This is a genomic window from Tenacibaculum holothuriorum (assembly GCF_002120225.1).
GTDB lineage: Bacteria > Bacteroidota > Bacteroidia > Flavobacteriales > Flavobacteriaceae > Polaribacter > Polaribacter holothuriorum.
This window is the reverse complement of sequence record NZ_LAPZ01000016.1, coordinates 28,403-51,948: the sequence shown is the minus strand read 5'-3', so window position 1 is coordinate 51,948 and position 23,546 is coordinate 28,403. Positions and strand designations below refer to the sequence as shown.

The following is a 23,546-nucleotide window of genomic DNA, read 5'->3' as shown; positions in this document are numbered from 1 at the left end:
AGAGGGCACAATTTACTAAAAATTATGTGTTGACCACTTAATTTTTAAAAAAGAAAATTCTACCCTATAAATTATGATTGTTTAAATGCTTTTAATTTCTCAATTAATTGAGGAACTACTTCGAAAGCATCTCCAACAATACCATATTCTGCAGCTTTAAAGAAAGGTGCTTCTGGATCATTGTTAATTACCACTTTTACTTTAGATGCATTTACACCTGCTAAGTGCTGAATTGCTCCTGAAATACCTATAGCAATGTATAAGTTAGACGCTACTGGCTTACCTGTTTGCCCTACGTGTTCACTGTGAGGTCTCCATCCTAAATCAGAAACTGGTTTAGAACAAGCAGTTGCAGCTCCTAAGACTTCTGCTAACTCTTCTACCATTCCCCAGTTTTCAGGACCTTTTAATCCTCTACCTCCAGATACTACCGTATCAGCATCAGCAATTGTTACTGTACCAGTAGCTTTATTAATACTTTCTGATTTTACTCCTAATTCTGGTAAAGAAGCGTCAAAAGACTCAGTAGAACCAGATACTTCATTTTCATGCGCTCCATAAGAATTTTTAGCAACTCCAACCACTTTCTTTTCTGTAGAAATTTCAGTATTGTTAAATCCTTTGTTAGAAAATGCTTTTCTCTTAACAACAAAAGGACTTGTACTACTTGGTAAAGCTACTGCGTTAGATGCTAAACCTGCTTCTAATCCAACAGCTACTAATGGAGCTACAGTTAAACCATCGACACTAGAGTCGATTACTACAACATTTGCTCCTTGAGCTTCTGCAGCTTGTTTAATGATTGATGCATAAGCTTTAGCGTTGAATGAAGCTAAATCGTTTTTAACTTCTACAACTTTTTCGGCACCATATTTATATAATTCAGAAGCATCTCCTCCATTAATAGTCAAAGCTACCATGTTACTTCCCATTTGTTCTGCTACTTTCTTTCCGTAAGAAACTACTTCGAAAGCTGTTTTTTTGAATTTTCCTTCCGATGAATCGGCAAAAACTAATACAGACATATTTTTAATATTTTGATGTTGTATGTAACTACAACGTGATTTTAATTTTAATTCTTCTTAGATTACTTTAGCTTCGTTGTGTAATAAATCGATTAACTCATCTACACTTTCTACTAATTTAACAGCTCCTTTTTCTGCTGGCTTCTCAAAAGTTTGAGTAGAAGTTGCAGATGCAGCTCCAGTTGGTTCAACTACAGCTAAAGGCTTTTTACGAGCCATCATAATACCACGCATATTAGGAATACGAAGGTCTTTTTCTTCAACAATTCCTTTTTGACCTGCTACTACCATTGGTAATGTTGAAGACACTTTTTCTTCTCCACCATCAATTTCTCTATCTAAAGTTACATTAGCTCCATCTACCTCAACTCCAACACATCCGTTCACGAAGTTGTAATCTAATAAAGAAGCTAACATACCAGGCACCATTTGTCCGTTATAATCCGCAGATTCTTTTCCTGCTAATACTAAATCGTATCCGCCATTTTTAACAACCTCAGCTAATTCTTTAGCTACCATTAAACCATCAGTAGGCTCAGCATTTACACGAATAGCATCGTCTGCTCCAATTGCTAAAGCTTTACGTAAAGTTGGTTCAGTTGAAGCCCCACCAACATTAACAACAGTTACACTTGCTCCTTGCTTTTCTTTAAACCACATTGCACGTGTTAAACTGAATTCATCGTATGGATTAATTACAAATTGCACTCCGTTTGTATCAAACTTTGTATCATTATCTGTAAAATTAATTTTTGAAGTGGTATCAGGCACGTGACTGATACATACTAATATTTTCATATATATTTGTTTTAAAGAAACTTAGTTTTAATGCCACGAAGTTAAAACATTTTTTTAAAAAATACTATGCGTGCATAATATTTTTTGACTTATGTCAAAATCGTAATTAAATTTTTGAAATTAAACTACCTTCTTTGAATAACTCTTTTTCATTATAAATCAACAAAGCACTTATAATAAAAGGAATAGACATATTTAAGTAAGAGATATCTGATAAGCTATTTAGAATTGCTCTTCCGAAGCCTTCAGATAATATATTTAGAAAAATAGAAAACCCTATAAACCCACTCAATATTAGCGATACGAAAAGAAAAACATCTAACAGTTTTTTAACCCTAAAGCTTAGTACAATCGAAAATAAAATCATTAATAATTGAATTATTGCTGGCGCAGATTCTGTCTGATTCATAAACGGATTTGAAGTTTTCACTTGATCTAAAGTACTTATAGTTAACAAGACTGGCAATGAAATCATGATTAAAAAGAAAAAGAAACAAACTATAAATCTTAACTTTTTATTCAGTAGTAATTGAAAAAAGTCTTTACATAGAAACACTAATAAAGGTATAACTAATACACCTCGAGTTAGAAGAAAAAATGCACAACTAAAGGCTAGTAAAACAATTTTGTTAAATAAATCTCCTTTAGTTTTAGTGTTCCAGTAAAATATAAATAAACACATTAAAATTATATTAGACATCAAATCACTCTTTGCGTAAACCTCCCATAAATAACTTGGTGAAGTTATAAACAGAAACAAAACAAGCAATTTACTAGAGTTACTAACTCTCGATAAAAACAAAAGAGCTAAAACAACCAACATAATAAAAGGTTGTATAAAACCAATTTTACCTATTAAATAAAATGGAAGACCTATAAAGAAAAGCGCAGGAAAATTAGAAGATGTTTTTCCTAAATGATCTTTTTGCAAATACGGATATTCTCCATTAAGGGTACTTTTAACTAAAGTCTCTAGTGCAGACCACCTATCAACAGACAAAGAATTTCCATCAATTTTAAGGTTCATTAAGATTGATAATCCAATAAAGAGCAAGCTAACAATCAAAAACCAATTGTGAAAACCTTTATAATTATTCAAAAAACTTTTCTTCTTATCAATTAAAAAAATAGCTCCAACATTAAATAAAACATACCCAAAACATAGTGATGATACAGATACATAATGTTGACGAACACCATATTTAATTATAAACAAAGAGTTTATAGCTAAAAAAACTGAAAGAAGAATATAATTCACATTCTTCTTTAAAAAATTTATCACAGTTACCAATTAATTAGAAATCTTAAAAAGCGAATTTAACTTTTTTACCGCTATTTTTCTTATTTTTGCACTCTTGATAAACAACTACTTATAAAACGTATGAAAACAGTACAATTTAGAGAAGCTATTTGCGAAGCCATGAGTGAAGAAATGCGTAGAGATGAAAGCATTTACTTAATGGGTGAAGAAGTAGCGGAATATAATGGAGCCTACAAGGCTTCTAAAGGAATGCTAGACGAATTTGGTGCAAAACGTGTTATTGATACACCTATTGCCGAATTAGGATTTGGAGGTATTGCTGTTGGGTCTGCCATGAATGGTAATAGACCAATTGTTGAGTACATGACATTCAATTTCTCTTTAGTAGGAATTGATCAAATTATAAATAATGCTGCAAAAATCCGTCAAATGTCGGGTGGTCAGTTTAACTGTCCTATCGTTTTTCGTGGCCCAACAGCTTCAGCTGGTCAATTAGCAGCAACGCACTCTCAAGCATTTGAAAGCTGGTATGCTAACTGTCCTGGTTTAAAGGTCATTGTGCCTTCTAATCCGTATGACGCTAAAGGATTATTAAAAGCTGCTATTCGTGATGATGACCCAGTAATTTTCATGGAATCTGAACAAATGTATGGTGATAAGATGGAAATCCCTGAAGGAGAATATATTATTCCTATTGGAGTTGCAGATATTAAAAGAGAAGGATCTGATGTAACAGTAGTATCTTTCGGTAAAATTATTAAAGAAGCCTACAAAGCTGCTGACGAGTTAGCTAAAGAAGGGATTTCTATTGAAGTTATCGATTTACGTACAGTTCGCCCTATGGATCATAAAACCATTTTAGAATCTGTTAAAAAAACAAACAGATTAGTTATTTTAGAAGAAGCATGGCCATTCGGAAGTGTGTCTTCAGAAATTACTTTTAGAGTACAAGACGAAGCATTTGATTATTTAGATGCTCCTATAAAACGTATTACAACAGCAGACACCCCTGCACCTTATTCTCCAGTGTTACTAGAGAAATGGTTACCTAACAGTAACGATGTTATAAAAGCAGTAAAAGAAGTGATGTACTTATAGTACACACTTCTTTTTTAGTTGAAAACCTACTACTTTATTATGAAAATAAAAATTGCACTCTTATTATTAGTTTGTAGCGTTGTTGTAAATGCTCAAATAAAAGTAAAAGGAAAAGTTCTAGACGAACAACACCAACCATTACCTTTTGTTAATGTAATTATGCAAGGTACTGCTAATGGTACTGTAACAAACGACGATGGAAGTTTTGTTTTATCTTCTTCAAAAACCAAAGGTAAAATTGAAATTTCTTTTTTAGGATTTCAAACTCAAGTTATAAAAGTTGATAGTAACTCCCCTTTTTTAACCATTACATTAAGAGAAGAGGCCAATCAACTAGAAGAAGTAGTTATTGTTTCTAGACCAAAAAAGAGATTAAAAAAGAAAGAAAATCCTGCTTATAAAATCCTAAAAGAGATTTGGAAACGCAAAAAGAAAAATGGACTTAAACTTGTAAATGCTTATCAGTTTAAAAAACATGTTTCAACAGAAATAGGTCTTAACAATATAGATACTACATTTCTAAAAAAAATGTATAAAAAAGACTTCGACAAAGCTATAGGAGAAGTCAAAAGTGATGAAAATCATGGAGAAAATTTTTACATCCCCTTATATTTAAACGAAACCGTTTTTAAAGTTTATGGTAATAATAAATTAGATAAAGTTCGTGAAGACATTGAAGCAGAAAAAAGCAAAGGTGTTTTCGAACAAGGTTTTATTTTCAATCGAATGTCTAACGCTTTTCAAGACATAAATATTTACCAAAACAATATTCCTTTATTACAAAAATCATTTGTTAGCCCGATCTCAACAACTGGTTTCGAAACTTATGATTATGTTTTACATGATAGCACAACAGTAAACAATCGTAAATTATATAACATTTATTTTTTTCCAAGAAGAAATGGTGATTTAGCATTTGAAGGAAATTTTTGGGTAGCTGACAAAATTTTCTCGCTTACAAAAATCAAAATGAAAGTTCATAAAGACATTAATTTGAACTTTGTTAGAGGACTAGCTTTCGAAAAAGAATTCAGTATAAAAAGTGATAGCGTTTATCTTCCTAAAAAAAATGTTTACGAAGGAGATTTTACTTTTTTAGACAAAAATGAAGCAAGTAAAGGACTTACTATTAGAAAGGCATTCACCTATACTAAATACGATTTTGACCATCCATATGCGGAAGATTTCTATTCTAAAAAAGTGGAAAAATATTCTCCTTTTCAATTTGCAAAAAGTGCAAAGTACTGGAAAGACAATAGCCCTACAGAACAAAACCAATTAACATACAAACTAATTGACGAGGTAAAAACTAAGAAAAAAATACGTCGTTTAACTGGATTGATAAACACTTTAGCTAGTGGTTATGTAACTGTGAGTCCAACCTTACAATTTGGTCCTTTTTGGACGTTCTTTGCTCAAAACGAAATTGAAGGATTACGATTTAAAGCTGGTTTTAGAACTTTTAGAACTACACACGATCGATTACGATTCATTGGTCATTTAGCTTACGGAACTAAAGACCAAAAATTTAAATATGGTTTAGAAGCAAGATATTTATTATCATATAAACCAAGAATCGCAGCTTCTGTTGCACACATTAACGATATTGAACAATTGGGTAGTAGTTTATTCAACACTACTCAATTACTTGGAAACTCATTCGGTACTAGCGCATTATTCTCTAGAGGTGATAACTTCTTCCTATCAAAAATCAATAAAACTGCAGTAAGTTTCGATTTAAGGGTTAAGAAAAACCTCCATGTAGGTATTGCTGCTACTCATAATAAAATAAGATCTGCCGCTCCAGACAAATTTTCAGTAGATTATAGTTTAGACGGAATTAACAACATCTCCCAAGTTAGAGATGTTACTACAGATCTTTTTATGACTTATACCCCTGGTCGATTTGTTTACGGTTTAGGTGTTGAGCAACGCTTTGGAAGAAACCTTTTCCCTACATTTGTTTTAAACTACAGAAGAGGTCATAAGTTTTTAGGAAGTGATTTTGAGTATGACAAAATACAGTTTATGTATAGTCACCCAATGAGATTAGGTAAGTTAGGTATTTTAGACGCTACTCTTGAGGCTGGTAAAACCTTCGGAGCTGTACCGATTACTTTACTAAGTCCATTACCTGCCAATCAAACCTTCTCTTTAGTTAAGAATACTTTTGCTTTAATGAACTATTACGATTTTGTTACAGACACATATTTAGCAGGTCATTTTGAGCATCATTTTAACGGATTAATCATGAATAAAATACCATTGATTAATAGATTAAAATTAAGAAGTTTATTAACTTTTAGAACTGCTTACGGTACTATTTCTCAAGAAAATATAAATATCAATAGATCAACAATTCAATACAATGCTCCAAACAATAGACTTTATTACGAATATGGAGTAGGTATCGAAAATATTGGTTATGGTAACTTACGCTTCTTAAGAATTGATGCTATCTGGAGGTCAGATTATACAAGAGTAAACACAGCAATTCCAGCATCTCCAAAATTTGCAATTCGAATCGCAATTAGACCTGGATTATAATTTATCAACAAATAACTTAAAATTAACGTGTTAATAACCTTTTAAAAAGGTAAAATATGTGTACTTTTGTCGTCCGATTTTAGAAACGAAGAAAAGTAATTAAGAAATATGACTGCAAAAGAAAGAAAAGTAGTAGATGTTTTAATTGAAATTCCAAAAGGAAGCAGAAACAAATACGAATATGATTTCGATTTAGGAAAAATACGTTTTGATAGAATGTTATTTTCTTCTATGATGTATCCAGGAGATTACGGATTTATTCCAGAAACATTAGCATTAGACGGTGATCCATTAGACGTTTTAGTTTTAGGTGCTGAACCAACATTCCCAATGTGTGTTATGGAAGTTAAACCTATCGGTGTATTCCACATGGCAGATGAAAAAGGTCCAGACGAAAAAATCGTTTGTGTACCAGTATCAGATCCAATTTGGAACAAATACAACGATTTATCTGACTTAAACCCACATCGTCAACAAGAAATCACGCATTTCTTCCAAGTATACAAAGACTTAGAGAAGAAAAAGGTTGATATCGGTGATTGGGGAGATGCTAACGAAGCATACGACATTTTACAAAAATGTTTAGACCGTTACGAAGCTAGCGAACACAAAGCAAAAGGTAGTTTTACAATCTAAAACTACTTCCATATAAAATTAAAATCCTCTTAGTGTAAACTAAGAGGATTTTTCTTTCTCATTGATTTTGTTATATTTACAAGAACTATAACTAATCAAATAACTTAAATATGGAACAAAACATAATGTATGTGCCGATTATTTTGGCACTATTAGGACTTGTTTTTATGTATGTAAAAATGGTCTGGGTAAAAAAACAAGATGCAGGAAATGAAAAAATGCAATCCATTTCAAAAAGTATCAAAGAAGGAGCACTTGCTTTTTTATCTGCTGAATATCGCTTATTACTTATTTTCGCTATCATTGCCTCGGTAGCACTCTTTATCATATCATATATAGTTCCAACCACACACTGGATGATAGTTCCAGCCTTTATTATTGGAGCTATTTTTTCTGCCTTAGCAGGAAATATCGGAATGCGTATTGCAACCGATGCGAATGCTCGTACTGCAGAAGCTGCCAAAACTAGCTTACCAAAAGCTTTACAAGTATCATTTGGAGGTGGAACCGTAATGGGACTTGGAGTAGCGGGATTAGCTGTTTTAGGTTTGAGCTTATTCTTCATGTTCTTTGTAAATATGTTTATCACTGGAAAAGGAAGCTTTTACAACGAAATGACCATTGCTTTAGAAGCTTTAGCCGGATTCTCTTTAGGAGCTGAATCTATTGCTTTATTTGCACGTGTAGGTGGTGGTATTTATACCAAAGCTGCCGATGTTGGTGCAGATTTAGTTGGTAAGGTAGAAGCAGGAATTCCAGAAGACGATCCTCGTAACCCTGCTACTATTGCGGACAATGTAGGAGATAATGTAGGAGACGTTGCAGGTATGGGAGCCGATTTATTCGGATCATACGTAGCAACTGTATTAGCTGCTATGGTATTAGGAAACTACCTAATTAGAGATATGTCTGCTAATGGAGCATTCACAGATGCTTTTAGTAACATGGGACCTATCTTATTACCATTAGTAATTGCTGGTGTTGGAGTACTTGCTTCAATTTTAGGAACCTTCTTAGTAAAAATAAAAGATAATACGGCTAAAGAGGCACAAGTTCAGTCGGCATTAGATTTAGGAAACTGGGTATCGATTGGATTGACATTAATAGCGAGTTTCTTCTTAATCAAATGGATGTTACCAGAAACCATGCAAATGAGTTTCTTTGGAGAAGGTTTAAGAGACGTTTCTTCTATGAACGTATTCTATGCTGCTTGTATTGGTTTAGCAGTAGGAGCATTAATCTCTATTGTAACAGCTTATTATACAAGTTTAGGTAAAAAGCCAGTATTAGACATTGTACAAAACAGTTCAACAGGAGCTGCAACGAATATTATTGCAGGACTAGCAGTAGGAATGAAATCGACTTTCTTATCAGTTATTTTATTTGCTGCAGCTATTTACGGTTCGTATGCTTTAGCTGGATTCTACGGAGTAGCTTTAGCAGCTTCTGCAATGATGGCTACAACTGCAATGCAATTAGCGATTGATGCTTTCGGACCAATTGCAGATAATGCAGGTGGAGTTGCCGAAATGAGTGAATTAGAAGATCATGTACGTGAGCGTACTGATATTTTAGATTCTGTAGGGAATACTACTGCGGCCGTAGGAAAAGGGTTTGCAATTGCATCAGCAGCGTTAACAGCTTTAGCATTATTTGCAGCCTATGTAACTTTTACAGGAATTGACGGAATTAATATTTTCAAAGCAGATGTATTAGCCATGTTATTTGTAGGTGGAATGATACCAGTAATCTTTTCTGCATTGGCAATGGAATCTGTAGGGAAAGCAGCCATGGAAATGGTACAAGAGGTACGTAGACAGTTTAGAGAAATTCCAGGAATTATGGAAGGAACTGGAACACCTGATTACGCTAAATGTGTAGACATCTCTACTCAAGCAGCTTTAAAACAAATGATCTTACCAGGATTGATTACAATTATCACTCCAATTATTATTGGATTATTATTCAAAGCAGAAGCTTTAGGCGGATATATGGCAGGAGTGTGTGTATCTGGTGTAATGTGGGCTATTTTCCAAAACAATGCTGGTGGTGCTTGGGACAATGCTAAAAAATCGTTTGAAGCTGGTGTAGAAATTGACGGAGAAATGACTTATAAAGGTTCAGATGCACACAAAGCTGCGGTTACTGGTGATACAGTAGGAGATCCTTTTAAAGATACTTCTGGACCATCTATGAACATCTTAATTAAATTAACTTGTTTAGTTGGATTGGTAATTGCTCCTATTTTAGGAGGACACACTTCAGAAAGTCATGCTACCAACGAAATAAAAAAAGAAATTAAAGTAGAAATGAAATCTACTGATGGCCAAACTGCTACCGCGGTAGTTACCACAACTAAAACCGAAAATGGTGAAACCGTTTCTGAAACGGAAACTATTGAAGGTACTGTAGAAGAGGTAAAACAAAAAGTGGAAGCTACTACAGATAAAAATGCCAAAGTAGAAGTTAAAAAAGTAGTCAAGAAGGTAGAGGAAGAAGTTGAGAAAAAAGAATAACTTTTTACTTACGTTATTATAAAATAAAAACCTCACAGTTGCTGTGAGGTTTTTATTTCGGCTACATTCCTACAGTTTCATAAATATAACTTATTCCAGTTCTTGAATTCCTTAAATATCTCGAACGTTCAAACTCATCATCCTGATCTCTTGTATAAATAATATAATCATCGTTATACTTAAACCATTCAGGTAATCTACCCTAAGCATTCCAATTATTGCCTACAGTATCTATTTCAAGATTATTATACTGTACAAGTTCATCAAACCATCTTTTATCAGACCTGAACTTCAAAAACAATTCATACTCTAGAGAAAAGTGAGGTGACTGATAATACTCTCCCTTCAACAACTCTATTTCTCTTGGAGGTTTCGTTCCAGACCAATACTCATAAGCTTGTTCAGCATCCTTTGTCTCAATTGGAAAACAACCAGCTAATAAAAAGGTTAATCCTAAAAGTGCAATTTTTCTTATCATCTATATCATTAAAACAAATTATTCCTTTTTATTCAAACACAAACCTCATCTTATCCCCTGTAGTTTTTTGGGCTAGGATATTTATAGCATGTTCAGAAAGTTGTAGTACTCGAGGATAGCCTCCTGTAACCTGACAGTCGCGCATTAACACAATTAATTTTCCAGAAGGTGTGAGTTGCACAGTACCAGGTAATACTCCCGAAGTAAACATTGAGTCAAAAGTATTGGGTATAACTTCATTCAATCGGTAGCCCATACGACTATTGTCTTGAGAAATGCTAAATAAAGTTTTTTGTAGAAGTGAAATTTGGTCTGGAGATAGTAAGTCAAATTCAGGTCCTTTAAAACACAGAATATCTTCTGAAGTAAAATGTGATTCATTCACTTTCACTTTCGCCAAACTTGGTTGAAAGCTATTTTTGGAACTTACAATAGGTAACATAGCTCCTTTTTGGATGATAAATTCAGGAGTAACTCCTTTATAATAGCTTTGGCTATTTAAGAATTCTTTAGTTTGTATACCTCCTAAAACTCCTATATAAGTACGTACACCATAGTTTCTTCTCCCAAAAGACAATACAGTTCCTTTGACAACTTTTTGCAACGAGTTTAATTGAATAGGTACATCGTTCAGTTTGGGAGAAAAGTCAGCACCAGTAATACACACAAAGCTATCCGTTAGAAATTCTAGCTTACAGCCTCCAAAGGTGACTTCAATAACAGCCGCATCTTCTTGATTATGCAATAACTGATTGGCTAATTGTGCGGCAAAGGCATCCATTGCTCCTGAAACAGGAACTCCTATTTTTCGATAGCCTTTTCTTCCCCCATCTTGTACTGTACTATAAATTCCCGGATTCAGTACTTTAATCATAGCGTACTTTTTTTATGGGTTCATAGTTATCTTTTTGTGAAATTATCTTTTTGTATGCTGAAAGGTTAATGGGTACAAACTGAATTTTATCTCCTGATTTGGCAAAACAGGGTGTTTTTTTATTCACATTGAACAAAGAAATAGGCGTGCTACCAATAATATTCCATCCTCCAGCACTTTGCTGTGGATAAATACCTGTTTGACTTCCTCCTATAGCAACTGATCCTTTAGGCACTTGTAATCTTGGAGTTGCTTTTCTAGGGAAATGCAAACATTTTTCTAAACCGCCTAAATATAGAAAGCCGGGTAAAAAGCCAATAAAGTACACACCATATACAGCATTGCTGTGTTTTTGTATAATTTCTTGAGGTGATAATTGTAACCCTTGGGCTAATTCTTCTAAATCAACACCTAATTGAGCATCGTAGCAGACTGGAACTTCCCATAAGGTACTTTCAACTTTTATAGAAGCTTTGTTGTTTTCATACAATTCTTGAAGTGATTCTATTTCTTCTTCTTTGGGAACTTCTTTATATATCAACAATAAAGAATGGTAACCAATAACACTGTCTTCAATCACTTCAGATTTTTTCATCTGTACCAACTGTTCAAATCGAGTAATGTCTTGTATGATCGTTTCCGACATTACAGCTTCCCATTCTATTAAAACAGTACGCTCTCCAAATAGTTTATATGTTGGTATTTTAAGCAATGGGTATCTTATTTTCAATCAATTTTTCGAAAATATAAACTACTAGCTCCACAGCATTCTCAGTATCTCCATGTACACAAATTGTATCCGCCGTAATATGCTTAACTCCTCCAACCGTTTGTACTTGTTGTGCTACAATCATTCTTTTTATATGGGTAAATACTTCTTCTTTATTGGTAATTAAAGCATTTTCTTGACTTCTCGAAACCAAGGTTAAGTCTTCATTGTAATTTCTATCGGCAAAAGCTTCATATTGTATTTGTAAATTACTTTTCAAAGCTTCTTCAGCAATCACAGAATTATAAGGAACATATAAAAACAGGTTCGGACAGGTGTTTTGAATTGCTCGTATGACCAATTGTGCCATCTCTTTGTCTTTAGTTATCAAATTGTACAAAGCTCCATGTGGTTTTATATGATGTAAGGTTGCTCCCTGAATATCGGTTCTTTCTTTTATTAACAGTATTTGTTCTTCGATACTTTTTTGTAAAGCTTCTGGAGCAATATCCATTACCAATCTCCCAAAATTTTCTCTGTCTGGGAAAGAAGGATGAGCACCAATTTTCACGTTATATTCTACTGCTAAACCAATCACTTCATCCATAACAGCTACACTTCCAGCATGTGCTCCACAAGCGATATTACAAGAAGAAATATAGGGCATTAACGATGCTTCATTTCCAACACCTTCTCCTACATCACAATTGATATCTATAGTATATTTAGAATACATTAAATACTTTTAAAATACTTTTCAATCCTAAGAATATACTCATAGTTAAAATGAACAAACCAATAAAGTTCTGCAATTTGGTATTGCTATAGTTTCCTAATACCGATTTCTTATTCATAATCCACAACAAAATTCCAGCTACTACAGGCAGTAACATTCCATTTGCTACTTGGGCAAACTTGATAATCTCAATCGGTTTAATTCCTATAGAAGAGAACACTACTCCAATTGCTAAAATGATTATCCATACCGCACGAAAACGTTTTGATTTTAATCCATCTTTCCACCCTAAGCACCCTTTGGCAACATAAGCCGCTGCTAAAGGTGCAGTAATTGCCGAGGTAATTCCTGCGGCAAACAACCCTAACGCTAAAAAGTATTTCGAGAAACTTCCATACAAAGGCTCTAGCCCTTTGGCTAAATCGGCTGCATTATTAATTTCTGAAGAATTGATTGCTGCTGCTGAAATGATAATAGCCATAGAAACCAATCCGCCTAATACAATCGAAATAATGGTGTCTTTTTTGGCTAGTGATAAATCATCAGATGTTTTCCATTTCTCTTTTACCAAAGAGGCATGTAAAAATAAATTATAAGGTACTACTGTAGTTCCGATCAATCCAATAATGGTTAACAAACTTTTTTCTGGAAACTTAGGTATGAACATTCCTTTAAAAACCTCCAATAAATTGGGTTTGGTAACAATAGCTGTAATTAGAAAAGAAACACTCATTAGTAACACTAATGCTACCAAAGCTCTTTCTAAAAACTTATAATTCCCAATATACAACAGGGCAAATGCAATAATTCCAATAACCAAACTCATTACATTCACGGTAAAACTTCCGAAGGAAATTGACCAGCTTCCAAATACGGTTTCTAGTCCTAAAATTCCTCCACTAATATTTCCTGCTTCATACGAAGCGTTTCCTATTACAATCGCTGAAAGAATCAAAACCGTGATAAACTGCCTAAAAAATGGCGATTTTATTTCTTCTCGAATTACTTCCGACAATCCTTTTTGAGAAATAATTCCTAATCGTGCTGCCATTTCTTGTAATACAATAGTGGCAATGATTGATAGAAGCATTGCCCATAGCAGATTCATTCCAAAATTTACGCCTGCCAGTGTACATAAAGTTACTGTTCCTGGACCAATAAAGGCTGCCGCTACTAAAGTTCCTGGACCTATGTTTTTAAACCATTTTTTGATCATTTTTTCGTAGCGTTTAAGGCATAGATAGCAAAACTCCCTAACCAATGTCCGCCTTCATAACTATCTCCTACTAAATTTGGCAATGAATAATTGATATGTTTGTTCGCAATATTTTTTAAATGTTTCAACTCTGGCATACCATCAATAATTCTGTACAATGCCCAAGCTCTAGAAAAATTTACTCCATCTAAATGTACCAACTTCCCATCTTTTCTATCAGACACCTCTCCTACATTTAAAGTAAAATCTTTGTTTTTTAACTGCGGAAGGAAATCTGCAAACCACAATCTAAATTCTGCTGGCGACATAATACGTTTCATGATGGCTGCTTCTTGTAAACATGGCGATAAGAAATCGTATCCACTTGGTTCCCATGACAATGGGCAATGTGCATCTTTTAAGTAAAAATCTCTTGCTCTCTTTTTAATCAGATCTTTTAATTTGTCATTTCCAACTGTATTGGCATAATCCCATGCAAAGGTTAATCCGAATGCCGTATTGGTATGCTCTCCTACTCTAATTGGATATTTTAGTTTTGGTAAAAACTCCATGTATTTACCCACAATTAAATCGGTTAAAGGTTGTAGGTTCTCTTCTAATTGTTTTGCAACTGGATCGTTCCAAGTATGTAATTCTTCTGCTAATTTTAACAACCAAGCCCATCCATAGGTTCTTTCCCAAGATTTATTATGCTTGCCATGAAAATACACTACTTCTTTTTCGATATTTTCTTTTGAAATATTTGCCAGTAATTGTTGCTTAATAGATGCAGCATCATTCAAATTAGGAAATTGTTTTAGTAAAGAAACCAAACTCCAATGTCCGTGAACAGAAGAATGCCAATCGAAACACCCATAAAAAGCAGGGTGTAATTCTTTAGGTGATTGTAAGTCTTCAGCACCTCCAATTACCTGATTTAGCTTATTCGGATATTCTACATTAATACAATGTATGGGTAAATAAGCTAGTTTATTTGCCTGTGCTAAGTTTAACTCAGGGGCTGCTACTTCTTGTACTTCTTTAGTTTCATTACTTTTAGTATCAGCTTGTTTACAAGCCACTCCTAAACAAATTAATAGTGCTAGAGATATTTTTCTCATACCTTTTGAATCCTTAAATTTTTATAAAAGTAACAAAAGAAAACAGGAATATTCTCTTCATTTTCTATTTTTGTCGCATGTCAAAAAGAACACAGCGTAACTTTTCGGTTGACGATATTCAGGTGTTTCAAGAGAAACTTTTTGCTTGGGCTCAACAATATGAAACTATTGTTTGGTTAGATTCTAACAATTATAAGCAAGAATATTCTTCGTTTCAGTGTGCCGTTGCTTTAGATGAGTTTACTTCTATAAAAACAGATTATCACAATGCATTTGATAAGTTGAAAGAATACCAATCTTTTACAAAAGATTATATTTTCGGCTATATAAGTTACGATGTTAAAAATGATACCGAAAAACTAAGCTCTCATAATTTTGACGGACTTCATTTTCCGGATTTATATTTCTTCCAACCTCAAAAATTAATTTTCATTAAAGGAAATACGGTTGAGTTTCATTACTTACAAATGATTGATGATGAATTGGAGGAAGATTTTGAAGATATTATTGAAACCAATCCGAATATTCAACAATATCATCAAGAAGAAACAGATGAGGTAAAAATCAAGCTTCGTATTCATAAAGATGAATACTATGAGAAAGTTGGGAAGGTTTTAGAACATATTCATAGAGGCGATATTTACGAAGCAAACTTTTGTCAAGAGTTTTATGCAGAGAATACGGTTATAAATCCGTTTAAAATCTATCAGCATTTAAATAAAATATCAGAACCTCCTTTTGCAACGTTCTTTAAAAATGAAGATCATTATTTACTTTCAGCAACTCCAGAACGTTATATCAGAAAACAAGGCAACAAAATTATATCTCAACCAATTAAGGGAACCGCTAAACGATTGGTAAATCCTATCGAAGATGAAAAAATTGCCTTTGATTTGGCAAGAGATGAAAAGGAACGTTCTGAAAATATTATGATTGTTGATTTGGTTCGTAACGATTTATCAAGAACTGCCAAAAAAGGAAGTGTACAGGTAGAAGAGTTGTGTAAAGTATACTCTTTTAAACAAGTACATCAATTAATCTCAACCGTAGTTTCAGAAATTGAAAATACCACGCATCCTGTTGATATAATTAAAGATACATTTCCTATGGGAAGTATGACTGGTGCACCAAAAATTTCTGCTATGCTAATCATTGAAAAACTAGAAGAAACCAAACGTGGTTTATATTCTGGAACCATGGGCTATTTTACTCCAGAAGGTGACTTTGATTTCAATGTAATTATCAGAAGTATTTTATACAATGCCGAAGAAAAATATGTTTCCTATTCTGTAGGAGGTGCCATTACCGCTAAATCTACTCCAGAAAAAGAATATGAAGAATGTCTTTTAAAAGCAAAAGCCATGAAATACGTTTTAACAAATAAGTAAAAAATGCTAGAAAGAGTTTTAACTCAGTTCTTATACATACTTATTATTTTTCCGATTTGTTATCTAACACTTAAAGATAAATCTAGAGAAAATAAAACAATATTATTTCTTTTTTGTATTTACTTTATTTTAATGCAAACCGTTTTGATATTACCTCTTGAGTTTTCTTCATTAAATTTTATAGGAGGTAAAATGAATTGGACTGGTAAGCTATTTTCAATATCCTTATCTGTTTTCTTTTTAATTTTTTATAAAAAATATTATTTAAGAGATTACTACATCAACTTTAAACAAAATAAAGGCTCTTTAAAAACTGGAATAGTTTCCATTCTTTTATTAGTAATATTTGCTTCATTACTCAGTCTAAAGGCTAAACCCTCTTCATTAAATTTAGAAATACTGTCTTATCAGTTAACTATGCCTGGTTTAGATGAAGAATTGGCATATCGAGGAATAATGTTAGGACTACTATCTCAAATTCTAGTTCCACATATCAGTTATAAAAAATTTAAAATAAGCCCAAGTATACTAATCACTTCTATTTTATTTGGTTTAATACATTCCTTATACTTAAAAGATGGGTTTAAATTAACATTTAACAGTTACTACTTTTGTATTACTTTTCTAACAGGTTTTCTTCAAGGATATATAACTCATAAAACTGGTAGTCTTTTATTTGCTATATTAGGGCATAATTTATACAATACTACTATACAAATTTTTAAAATGTTTATTAACTAATGAATCAACAAAATTTCACATTTCATCAATATAAAACTGATTTTTATGGTCAATATTGGCAACCAGAAAATTTAGCTCAAGTAAAAGCTGTAATAGTTTTGGTTCATGGAATGGGTGAACATTTAGGAAGGTATCAGCATGTTGCTGAAGAACTCGTGAAAAACAATTATACCGTGGTTGCTTACGATCAATTTGGTCATGGAAAAACAACTGGTAAAAAAGGGCATAACCCAAGTTTTGAAGCTCTCTTAGAAAGCGTAGATAAGGCTATTAACAAAGCTAAAGAATTGCATCCTAAACTTCCTGTTTTTTTATATGGTCATTCTATGGGGGGCAACGTAGTAATTAATTATACACTAAGAAAAGAACACGATTTAAAAGGAGTCATCGCTACAAGTCCGTTTTTACAATTAGCCTTTCAACCACCTGCTTGGAAATTAACTGCAGGTAAAATCCTACAAAAAATAACTCCATCCGTTACCTTACCAAGTGAATTAGAAACAAGTCATATTTCTAGAATACCAGAAGAAGTAACAGCTTATGAAAACGATCCTTTGGTTCACGATAAAATTAGTCCGAATTATGGTATTACTATTATCAACACAGGAAAATGGGCTATTGAAAATGCTACAAAATTAAAAACACCAATGCTTCTATTACACGGAACAGATGATAAAATTATTGATTACAAAGGAACAGAAGCTTTTCATAAGAATTCAACCAGTTCAGAGTTAAAATTATATCCTGAAGGTTATCACGAATTGCACAACGATTTTTGTAAAGATGAAATGCTAAATGATATAATTACTTGGTTAAATTCCAAAGTTTCATAAATAGTGTTAGCTCGTTTTCAACAACATATTGAACAAGAGTTTCCTTTTATTTTAGGAAAAAAAATCCTAATAGCCATTTCTGGTGGAATAGATAGTGTGGTCTTAGCACATTTATTTGATCAAGTCCAACTGGATGTTAGTTTTGCACATTGTAACTTTAAATTACGAGACGAAGACAGCGATCAAGATGAAGTTTTTGTGACCAACTTAGCTAAAGACTTAGGTATTCTTACGCATACTAAAAGCTTCAATACTCAAGAGTATGCAACAAAAAATAAAACATCTATTCAAATAGCAGCAAGAGATTTGCGTTACAATTGGTTTCAAGAATTAGCCAACACGCATTCTTATAACTTTATTGCCACAGCACATCATGCTGATGATAATTTAGAAACTTTTTTCATCAACCTATCTCGAGGTACTGGATTAGAAGGTCTTACTGGAATCCCTTCAATAAACAACAATATTATCCGACCTCTCTTGCCTTTTTCAAGAGAAGAAATTGAGCAATATGCTATTGAAAACAATATTACTTGGAGTGAAGATAAAAGTAATGCAGACACCAAATATTTACGAAATAAAATTAGACATCAACTAACACCTATTTTAAAAGAAATAAATCCTAATTTTATTCATTCTTTTAACAAAACCTCAACCTTTTTAACACAAGCGCAACAAATTGTTGATGATAAAGTTGAAGCACTAAAAGTAGAAATTTGTAGTAGAAAAGATGACTACTTAAGGTTTGATATTGAAAAAATTAAGCAATTATCGAACCCAAAAGCTTATTTATATCAAATCTTAAAAAGTTATGATTTTACAGAGTGGACGGATGTTTATAAGCTTTTAACAGCTCAATCGGGCAAGCAAATTGCAACAAAAAATCACATATTGTTGAAAGACAGAGATTTTTTATTACTTTTACGCACTGGAAAAATTTCCGAACGTCAAGATACGCAGATTATTATTGACTCGGAAGTTAAAAAAATCACAAAACCCATTCAGTTGAGTTTTGAACACGTTCTTAAAAAATCAGTTTTAAATAAAAACATTATTTATGTTGATAAAAAATCGCTAAATTTCCCACTCTATTTGCGAAAATGGAGGACTGGCGATTACTTTTACCCAGCAGGAATGAAGGGTAAAAAAAAGTTAAGTAAATATTTTAAAGACGAAAAAATACCAATTTTTGAAAAACAAAATATTTGGTTGCTTTGCACGAGTGATGATAAAATAATTTGGGTAGTAGGCAAAAGACAAGATAATCGATTCTTACCCCATAGCAAAACAACCGAGTTAATTCAAATAAGTATATAAACAAACCCCTATAAACCACTACAGAATGAAAAAATTCTTTACGTTATTTTTATTGTTCATAGGTTTAGTAACTTATGCACAGTCAGATGACAACCCTATCGTAGTAGAAACTACTACCGAGAAAATCTCTGACACAGAATACGATTTAATTTTTAACATCCAAATTGCCGAAGATTGGCACTTGTATTCTCAATTCAATCCAGAAGATGCTTCTTTACCAATGACAATTTCTCCTGCCGAAGGTGAAACTGGTTTTGCAGTAAGCGGAAAAGCAACTGAAAGTGAAACTGAAACTGAATTCAGTGAAATTTGGGGTAAAGACGAAATTTTCTTTGTAGACGAGGCTAAACTTGTTCAAAGAATTACTGTATCTGATCCTAGCTTAACTAAGGTTATTCTTAACTTAGATGCTCAAGTATGTAAAGAATACTGTTTACCATTTGACGAAGATTTCTCTTTCTCATTAAATGGTGAAACTGTAGAACACACTGTTGCAGAAGTAGATGAGAAAAGTCAAAACTTATCTCAAACTTTAAACTTAGATTTAAAAAACACAATCCTTTTAAAAAGCTCTACAGATGTAGGTGGCGAAAATGAAGGAGAAGAAAAAAGCTTATTAAACATCTTTATACTTGGGTTTGTTGGAGGTTTATTAGCATTTTTAACACCATGTGTTTTCCCAATGGTACCTTTAACAGTATCATTCTTTACTAAAAAATCAGAAAAGAAAAGTGGAGGTATAGGTAGTGCCTTATTATATGGTTTCTTTATCGTTTTAATCTACGGATTATTAAGTTTACCATTCCACTATTTAGATACTTTAGATCCAGAAATTTTAAACAACATTTCTACAAACGTATGGTTAAACATCTTCTTCTTTGTAGTATTATTAATCTTTGCTGGTTCGTTCTTTGGTTTCTATGAGTTAACATTACCAAGCTCTTGGAGTAATAAAGCTGATAGCGCTTCAGGTATTGGAGGATTCATCGGAACATTCTTTATGGCATTAACGTTAGCTATCGTATCATTCTCTTGTACGGGTCCAATTTTAGGATCTTTATTAGCAGGTTCATTAACTTCTACAGGAGGTGCAATGCAATTATCTGCAGGTATGATTGGATTCGGAGCTGCATTAGCATTACCATTTGCATTATTTGCAATGTTCCCAGGTTGGTTAAATTCTTTACCAAAATCTGGAGGATGGTTAAATACTGTAAAAGTTGTTTTAGGTTTCTTAGAATTAGCTTTTGCTTTCAAATTCTTATCGAATGCTGATTTAGTTGGTCACTGGGGAATTTTAAAGCGTGAAATTTTCATCGGAATTTGGGCTTTAATCGCTTTCTTAATGGCATTATACTTATTCGGTTTTATCGGAAAGAAGTATGGAAAAATTTCGTTCTTTAGAATTTTATTAGGAATTGCTGCATTAGGTGTTGCTGTGTACTTAGCTCCTGGAGTTATGCAAAAACCAGCATGGAATCAAAATCAATTATTAAGTGGATTTGCTCCTCCTAAATTCCATAGTATCTATCAACAAGACAATATGTGTCCTTTAAACTTAAACTGCTTTAAAGATTTTGAAGAAGGAGTTGCCTATGCAAAATCGGTTAATAAACCAATTTTATTAGACTTTACAGGTTGGGCTTGTGTTAACTGTCGTAAAATGGAAGAAACTATTTGGAGTCAACCAGATGTGTATAACATGATTAATGACAAGTATGTATTAATTTCTTTATACGTAGATGACCACCAAAAACAATTACCAGTTGAAGAGCAGTTTGATTTCATCAAAGCAAATGGTAAGGTAAAAAGAATTAGAACTTATGGTGATAAGTGGGCTACTTTACAGGTTGCTAACTTTAAAAACGCTTCTCAACCATACTATGTATTAATGAGTCCAGATTTAGAAATCTTAAATTCTGCGCAACAATACACAGATCATAGTACGTATTTAAATTGGTTAAAAACTGGTTTCGACCGTTTTAACAACTAATATAAATAAACATCACACATAGATTAGCCTCATTTTTTAATGAGGCTTTTTTTGTATCTTCATTTCAAAAATAAATACTATGACTCCAGAAACTATAATGAGCATCTTTTTAGGAATTGGTTTAGCCGCTTCTGTAGGCTTTAGGGTATTTGTTCCTTTGTTTGCTTTAAGTTTAGCAGGCTATTATAATATAATTCTATTGAATGAAAATTGGATGTGGGTTGCAAGCATGCCAGCCATCATCACTTTAGGAATTGCAACCATTGCAGAAATTTTTGCGTATTATATTCCTTGGTTTGATAATTTATTAGACACAATAGCAATTCCATTGGCTGCTGTGGCAGGAACAGCTGTAATGGTTTCGACTGCAGCAGATTTATCTCCAATAATCACTTGGTCACTGGCCATTATTGCTGGAGGCGGAACTGCAACTGCTATTAAAGGAACCTCAGCAAGTACACGTTTAACATCTACTGCAACTACTGGTGGTATTGCAAATCCTATTGTTTCAACTGTAGAAACAGGGTCATCTATAGTAATGTCTATTTTTTCAATATTTATTCCTGTTATAGCGATTGCTTTAGTGATTCTTTTCTTTTTCGTTATTCGAAAATTGTATAAAAAAATCTTCACAACTAAACCTAAACCACTCGCTAACAATAATTAACAAAAACTTTTTCTTTATCTTTAACAGAAAGAGAAAGATATGCTTACTAAAACTTATGGTTCTGCCGTGTTTGGTGTCGAGGCAACTACAATTACTGTTGAAGTAAATATTGATAAAGGAATTGGTTATCATTTGGTTGGTTTGCCTGATAATGCCGTTAAAGAAAGTTCCTATCGAATTTCTGCTGCTTTAAGTAATAATGGCTACAAACTCCCAGGAAAGAAAATTATTATTAATATGGCTCCTGCCGATATTCGAAAAGAAGGAGCTTCCTATGATTTAACCTTAGCAATTGGCATACTTGCTGCATCAAATCAAATTCAATCTAAAAACATTGAAGAGTATATTATTATGGGAGAACTTTCTTTAGATGGGGGTTTACACCCCATAAAAGGAGCTTTACCAATTGCCATAAAAGCTCGAGAAGAAGGATTTAAATATTTTATTCTTCCGAAGGAAAATGCAAAAGAAGCAGCAATTGTAAATGATTTGCAAGTTTTAGGTGTAGATAATATTATGGAGGTTATCAATCATTTTGATGAAAAAGAACTACTGAAACCTACCATAGTAGATACACGAGCAGAGTTTTATAAAAATGTTGATTTTCCTGAATTTGATTTTGCCGATGTAAAAGGTCAAGAATCTATTAAGCGTTGTATGGAAATTGCAGCAGCTGGCGGACATAACATTATTCTTATTGGTCCACCTGGAGCAGGAAAAACAATGCTGGCTAAACGACTTCCTTCAATTCTTCCTCCAATGACATTGAAAGAAGCCCTTGAAACAACCAAAATACATTCTGTAGTTGGTAAGGTTAAAGATACTGGCTTAATGTATCAACGCCCATTTAGAAGCCCACATCACACATGTTCAGATATTTCACTAATTGGTGGCGGAAATAACTTACCGCAACCTGGGGAGATTTCATTAGCGCATAATGGAGTATTATTTTTAGATGAACTACCAGAATTTAAGCGTAGTACTTTAGAGGTTATGCGACAACCTATAGAAGACAGAGAAGTTACCATATCAAGAGCAAAATTTACGGTCACTTACCCTAGTAGTTTTATGTTGGTTGCTAGTATGAATCCAAGTCCGTCTGGATATTTTAACGATGCTGATTCACCAGTAACTTCTTCACCTGCTGAAATGCAACGTTATTTAAGTAAAATTTCTGGTCCGTTATTAGATAGAATAGATATTCATATAGAAGTGACTCCTGTTCCTTTTGAAAAGCTTTCTGAAGACAGAAAAGGAGAAAGTAGTGTTTCAATACGAAATCGGGTAACAAAAGCTAGAGAACTTCAAACAGAACGTTTTAAAGAATATGATTCTATTCATTATAACGCTCAAATGAATGTGAAGCACATTAGAACATTTTGTACACTTTCAGAAGAAAGTAAAACACTACTAAAAAATGCTATGGAAAAACTTAATCTTTCTGCAAGAGCATACGACAGAATTTTAAAAGTATCTCGTACTATAGCAGATTTAAACAATTCAAAAAGCATTAACTCTAATCATATAGCAGAAGCTATTCAATACAGAAGTTTAGACCGAGAAGGTTGGTTAGCATAAGCTTAGTATTAAAATAACATCTTTTTCCCTTTTTA

20 protein-coding genes are annotated in these 23,546 nt (G+C 33.0%); 11 read left to right on the top strand and 9 right to left on the bottom strand.

Going from position 1 to position 23,546, the window contains the following annotated elements; translation table 11 throughout:
- Window positions 1–71 precede the first annotated feature (71 nt).
- From WH52_RS13925 to WH52_RS13915, 3 genes are all read right to left on the bottom strand, one after another.
- Window positions 72–1,025, bottom strand: a complete 954-nt coding sequence (locus tag WH52_RS13925) for an electron transfer flavoprotein subunit alpha/FixB family protein (RefSeq protein WP_086031576.1) — start codon at window positions 1,023–1,025, stop codon at window positions 72–74.
- A gap of 57 nt (window positions 1,026–1,082) precedes the next feature.
- A complete protein-coding gene (locus tag WH52_RS13920) occupies window positions 1,083–1,823 on the bottom strand; it encodes an electron transfer flavoprotein subunit beta/FixA family protein (RefSeq protein WP_086031575.1) in 741 nt (246 codons plus the stop codon).
- 106 nt (window positions 1,824–1,929) lie between these two features.
- A complete protein-coding gene (locus tag WH52_RS13915) occupies window positions 1,930–3,039 on the bottom strand; it encodes a hypothetical protein (protein WP_143592187.1) in 1,110 nt (369 codons plus the stop codon).
- A 165-nt stretch (window positions 3,040–3,204) separates the two neighbouring features.
- Here WH52_RS13915 and WH52_RS13910 point away from each other — a divergent pair, with 165 nt between their 5' ends.
- The 4 genes from WH52_RS13910 to WH52_RS13895 all read left to right on the top strand — a co-directional run bounded on the left by WH52_RS13910 (window position 3,205) and on the right by WH52_RS13895 (window position 9,881).
- A complete protein-coding gene (locus tag WH52_RS13910) occupies window positions 3,205–4,182 on the top strand; it encodes a pyruvate dehydrogenase complex E1 component subunit beta (RefSeq protein ID WP_086031573.1) in 978 nt (325 codons plus the stop codon).
- A 39-nt stretch (window positions 4,183–4,221) separates the two neighbouring features.
- Window positions 4,222–6,729: a DUF5686 family protein gene (locus WH52_RS13905; RefSeq protein ID WP_086031572.1), complete on the top strand. Its 2,508-nt coding sequence runs from the start codon at window positions 4,222–4,224 to the stop codon at window positions 6,727–6,729.
- A 108-nt stretch (window positions 6,730–6,837) separates the two neighbouring features.
- The gene (locus tag WH52_RS13900) at window positions 6,838–7,365 is read left to right on the top strand and encodes an inorganic diphosphatase (protein WP_086031571.1); all 528 of its coding nucleotides are present in this window, start codon (window positions 6,838–6,840) and stop codon (window positions 7,363–7,365) included.
- Between the two features lie 110 nt (window positions 7,366–7,475).
- A complete protein-coding gene (locus tag WH52_RS13895; RefSeq protein ID WP_086031570.1) occupies window positions 7,476–9,881 on the top strand; it encodes a sodium-translocating pyrophosphatase in 2,406 nt (801 codons plus the stop codon).
- A gap of 202 nt (window positions 9,882–10,083) precedes the next feature.
- Here WH52_RS13895 and WH52_RS13890 read toward each other — a convergent pair whose 3' ends face one another.
- Genes WH52_RS13890 through WH52_RS13865 form a run of 6 tightly spaced genes read right to left on the bottom strand, consistent with a single transcriptional unit; the run spans window position 10,084 to window position 14,994 of the window.
- Entirely contained in the window at window positions 10,084–10,359 is a 276-nt protein-coding gene (locus tag WH52_RS13890) for a hypothetical protein (RefSeq protein WP_086031569.1), read from the bottom strand.
- Window positions 10,360–10,387: 28 nt separating this feature from the next.
- Window positions 10,388–11,233, bottom strand: coding sequence for a 5-oxoprolinase subunit C family protein (locus WH52_RS13885; RefSeq protein ID WP_086031568.1), 846 nt, complete (start codon window positions 11,231–11,233; stop codon window positions 10,388–10,390).
- On the bottom strand, window positions 11,226–11,945 hold the full coding sequence (pxpB, locus tag WH52_RS13880; RefSeq protein WP_086031567.1) for a 5-oxoprolinase subunit PxpB: 720 nt from the start codon (window positions 11,943–11,945) through the stop codon (window positions 11,226–11,228). Before pxpB ends, WH52_RS13885 begins: the two co-directional genes overlap by 8 nt.
- Window positions 11,938–12,678, bottom strand: coding sequence for a 5-oxoprolinase subunit PxpA (gene pxpA / locus WH52_RS13875; RefSeq protein ID WP_086031566.1), 741 nt, complete (start codon window positions 12,676–12,678; stop codon window positions 11,938–11,940). The genes pxpB and pxpA overlap by 8 nt, the downstream gene beginning before the upstream one ends.
- The gene (locus tag WH52_RS13870) at window positions 12,668–13,894 is read right to left on the bottom strand and encodes an Nramp family divalent metal transporter (RefSeq protein ID WP_086031565.1); all 1,227 of its coding nucleotides are present in this window, start codon (window positions 13,892–13,894) and stop codon (window positions 12,668–12,670) included. The genes pxpA and WH52_RS13870 overlap by 11 nt, the downstream gene beginning before the upstream one ends.
- Entirely contained in the window at window positions 13,891–14,994 is a 1,104-nt protein-coding gene (locus tag WH52_RS13865; RefSeq protein WP_086031564.1) for a DUF2891 domain-containing protein, read from the bottom strand. The genes WH52_RS13870 and WH52_RS13865 overlap by 4 nt, the downstream gene beginning before the upstream one ends.
- A gap of 77 nt (window positions 14,995–15,071) precedes the next feature.
- Between WH52_RS13865 and pabB the strand changes: the two genes are divergently transcribed.
- The 7 genes from pabB (at window position 15,072) to WH52_RS13830 (ending at window position 23,511) form a co-directional block, all read left to right on the top strand.
- Entirely contained in the window at window positions 15,072–16,382 is a 1,311-nt protein-coding gene (gene pabB / locus WH52_RS13860; protein WP_086031563.1) for an aminodeoxychorismate synthase component I, read from the top strand.
- Between the two features lie 132 nt (window positions 16,383–16,514).
- Complete coding sequence (locus WH52_RS13855; protein WP_158091380.1) at window positions 16,515–17,123, top strand: CPBP family intramembrane glutamic endopeptidase; 609 nt, start codon at window positions 16,515–16,517, stop codon at window positions 17,121–17,123.
- Window positions 17,123–17,956: an alpha/beta hydrolase gene (locus WH52_RS13850; RefSeq protein ID WP_086031561.1), complete on the top strand. Its 834-nt coding sequence runs from the start codon at window positions 17,123–17,125 to the stop codon at window positions 17,954–17,956. The genes WH52_RS13855 and WH52_RS13850 overlap by 1 nt, the downstream gene beginning before the upstream one ends.
- Window positions 17,957–17,959: 3 nt before the next feature.
- Window positions 17,960–19,273 (top strand): tRNA lysidine(34) synthetase TilS, encoded by a 1,314-nt coding sequence (tilS, locus tag WH52_RS13845; protein WP_086031560.1) that lies wholly within the window; start codon window positions 17,960–17,962, stop codon window positions 19,271–19,273.
- 25 nt (window positions 19,274–19,298) lie between these two features.
- Window positions 19,299–21,266: a protein-disulfide reductase DsbD family protein gene (locus WH52_RS13840; protein WP_086031559.1), complete on the top strand. Its 1,968-nt coding sequence runs from the start codon at window positions 19,299–19,301 to the stop codon at window positions 21,264–21,266.
- Between the two features lie 79 nt (window positions 21,267–21,345).
- Entirely contained in the window at window positions 21,346–21,933 is a 588-nt protein-coding gene (locus WH52_RS13835) for a DUF4126 domain-containing protein (protein WP_086031558.1), read from the top strand.
- A gap of 39 nt (window positions 21,934–21,972) precedes the next feature.
- Window positions 21,973–23,511, top strand: coding sequence for a YifB family Mg chelatase-like AAA ATPase (locus WH52_RS13830; protein WP_086031557.1), 1,539 nt, complete (start codon window positions 21,973–21,975; stop codon window positions 23,509–23,511).
- The last annotated feature ends 35 nt before the right edge of the window (window positions 23,512–23,546 follow it).

Coding starts and splice junctions, on each gene's coding strand:
- WH52_RS13925 (WP_086031576.1), bottom strand. CDS start 1,025: ATGTCTGTATTAGTTTTTGCCGATTCATCGGAAGGAAAATTCAAAAAA.
- WH52_RS13920 (WP_086031575.1), bottom strand. CDS start 1,823: ATGAAAATATTAGTATGTATCAGTCACGTGCCTGATACCACTTCAAAA.
- WH52_RS13910 (WP_086031573.1), top strand. CDS start 3,205: ATGAAAACAGTACAATTTAGAGAAGCTATTTGCGAAGCCATGAGTGAA.
- WH52_RS13905 (WP_086031572.1), top strand. CDS start 4,222: ATGAAAATAAAAATTGCACTCTTATTATTAGTTTGTAGCGTTGTTGTA.
- WH52_RS13900 (WP_086031571.1), top strand. CDS start 6,838: ATGACTGCAAAAGAAAGAAAAGTAGTAGATGTTTTAATTGAAATTCCA.
- WH52_RS13895 (WP_086031570.1), top strand. CDS start 7,476: ATGGAACAAAACATAATGTATGTGCCGATTATTTTGGCACTATTAGGA.
- WH52_RS13890 (WP_086031569.1), bottom strand. CDS start 10,359: ATGATAAGAAAAATTGCACTTTTAGGATTAACCTTTTTATTAGCTGGT.
- WH52_RS13885 (WP_086031568.1), bottom strand. CDS start 11,233: ATGATTAAAGTACTGAATCCGGGAATTTATAGTACAGTACAAGATGGG.
- pxpA (WP_086031566.1), bottom strand. CDS start 12,678: ATGTATTCTAAATATACTATAGATATCAATTGTGATGTAGGAGAAGGT.
- WH52_RS13870 (WP_086031565.1), bottom strand. CDS start 13,894: ATGATCAAAAAATGGTTTAAAAACATAGGTCCAGGAACTTTAGTAGCG.
- WH52_RS13865 (WP_086031564.1), bottom strand. CDS start 14,994: ATGAGAAAAATATCTCTAGCACTATTAATTTGTTTAGGAGTGGCTTGT.
- pabB (WP_086031563.1), top strand. CDS start 15,072: ATGTCAAAAAGAACACAGCGTAACTTTTCGGTTGACGATATTCAGGTG.
- WH52_RS13855 (WP_158091380.1), top strand. CDS start 16,515: ATGCAAACCGTTTTGATATTACCTCTTGAGTTTTCTTCATTAAATTTT.
- WH52_RS13850 (WP_086031561.1), top strand. CDS start 17,123: ATGAATCAACAAAATTTCACATTTCATCAATATAAAACTGATTTTTAT.
- WH52_RS13840 (WP_086031559.1), top strand. CDS start 19,299: ATGAAAAAATTCTTTACGTTATTTTTATTGTTCATAGGTTTAGTAACT.
- WH52_RS13835 (WP_086031558.1), top strand. CDS start 21,346: ATGACTCCAGAAACTATAATGAGCATCTTTTTAGGAATTGGTTTAGCC.
- WH52_RS13830 (WP_086031557.1), top strand. CDS start 21,973: ATGCTTACTAAAACTTATGGTTCTGCCGTGTTTGGTGTCGAGGCAACT.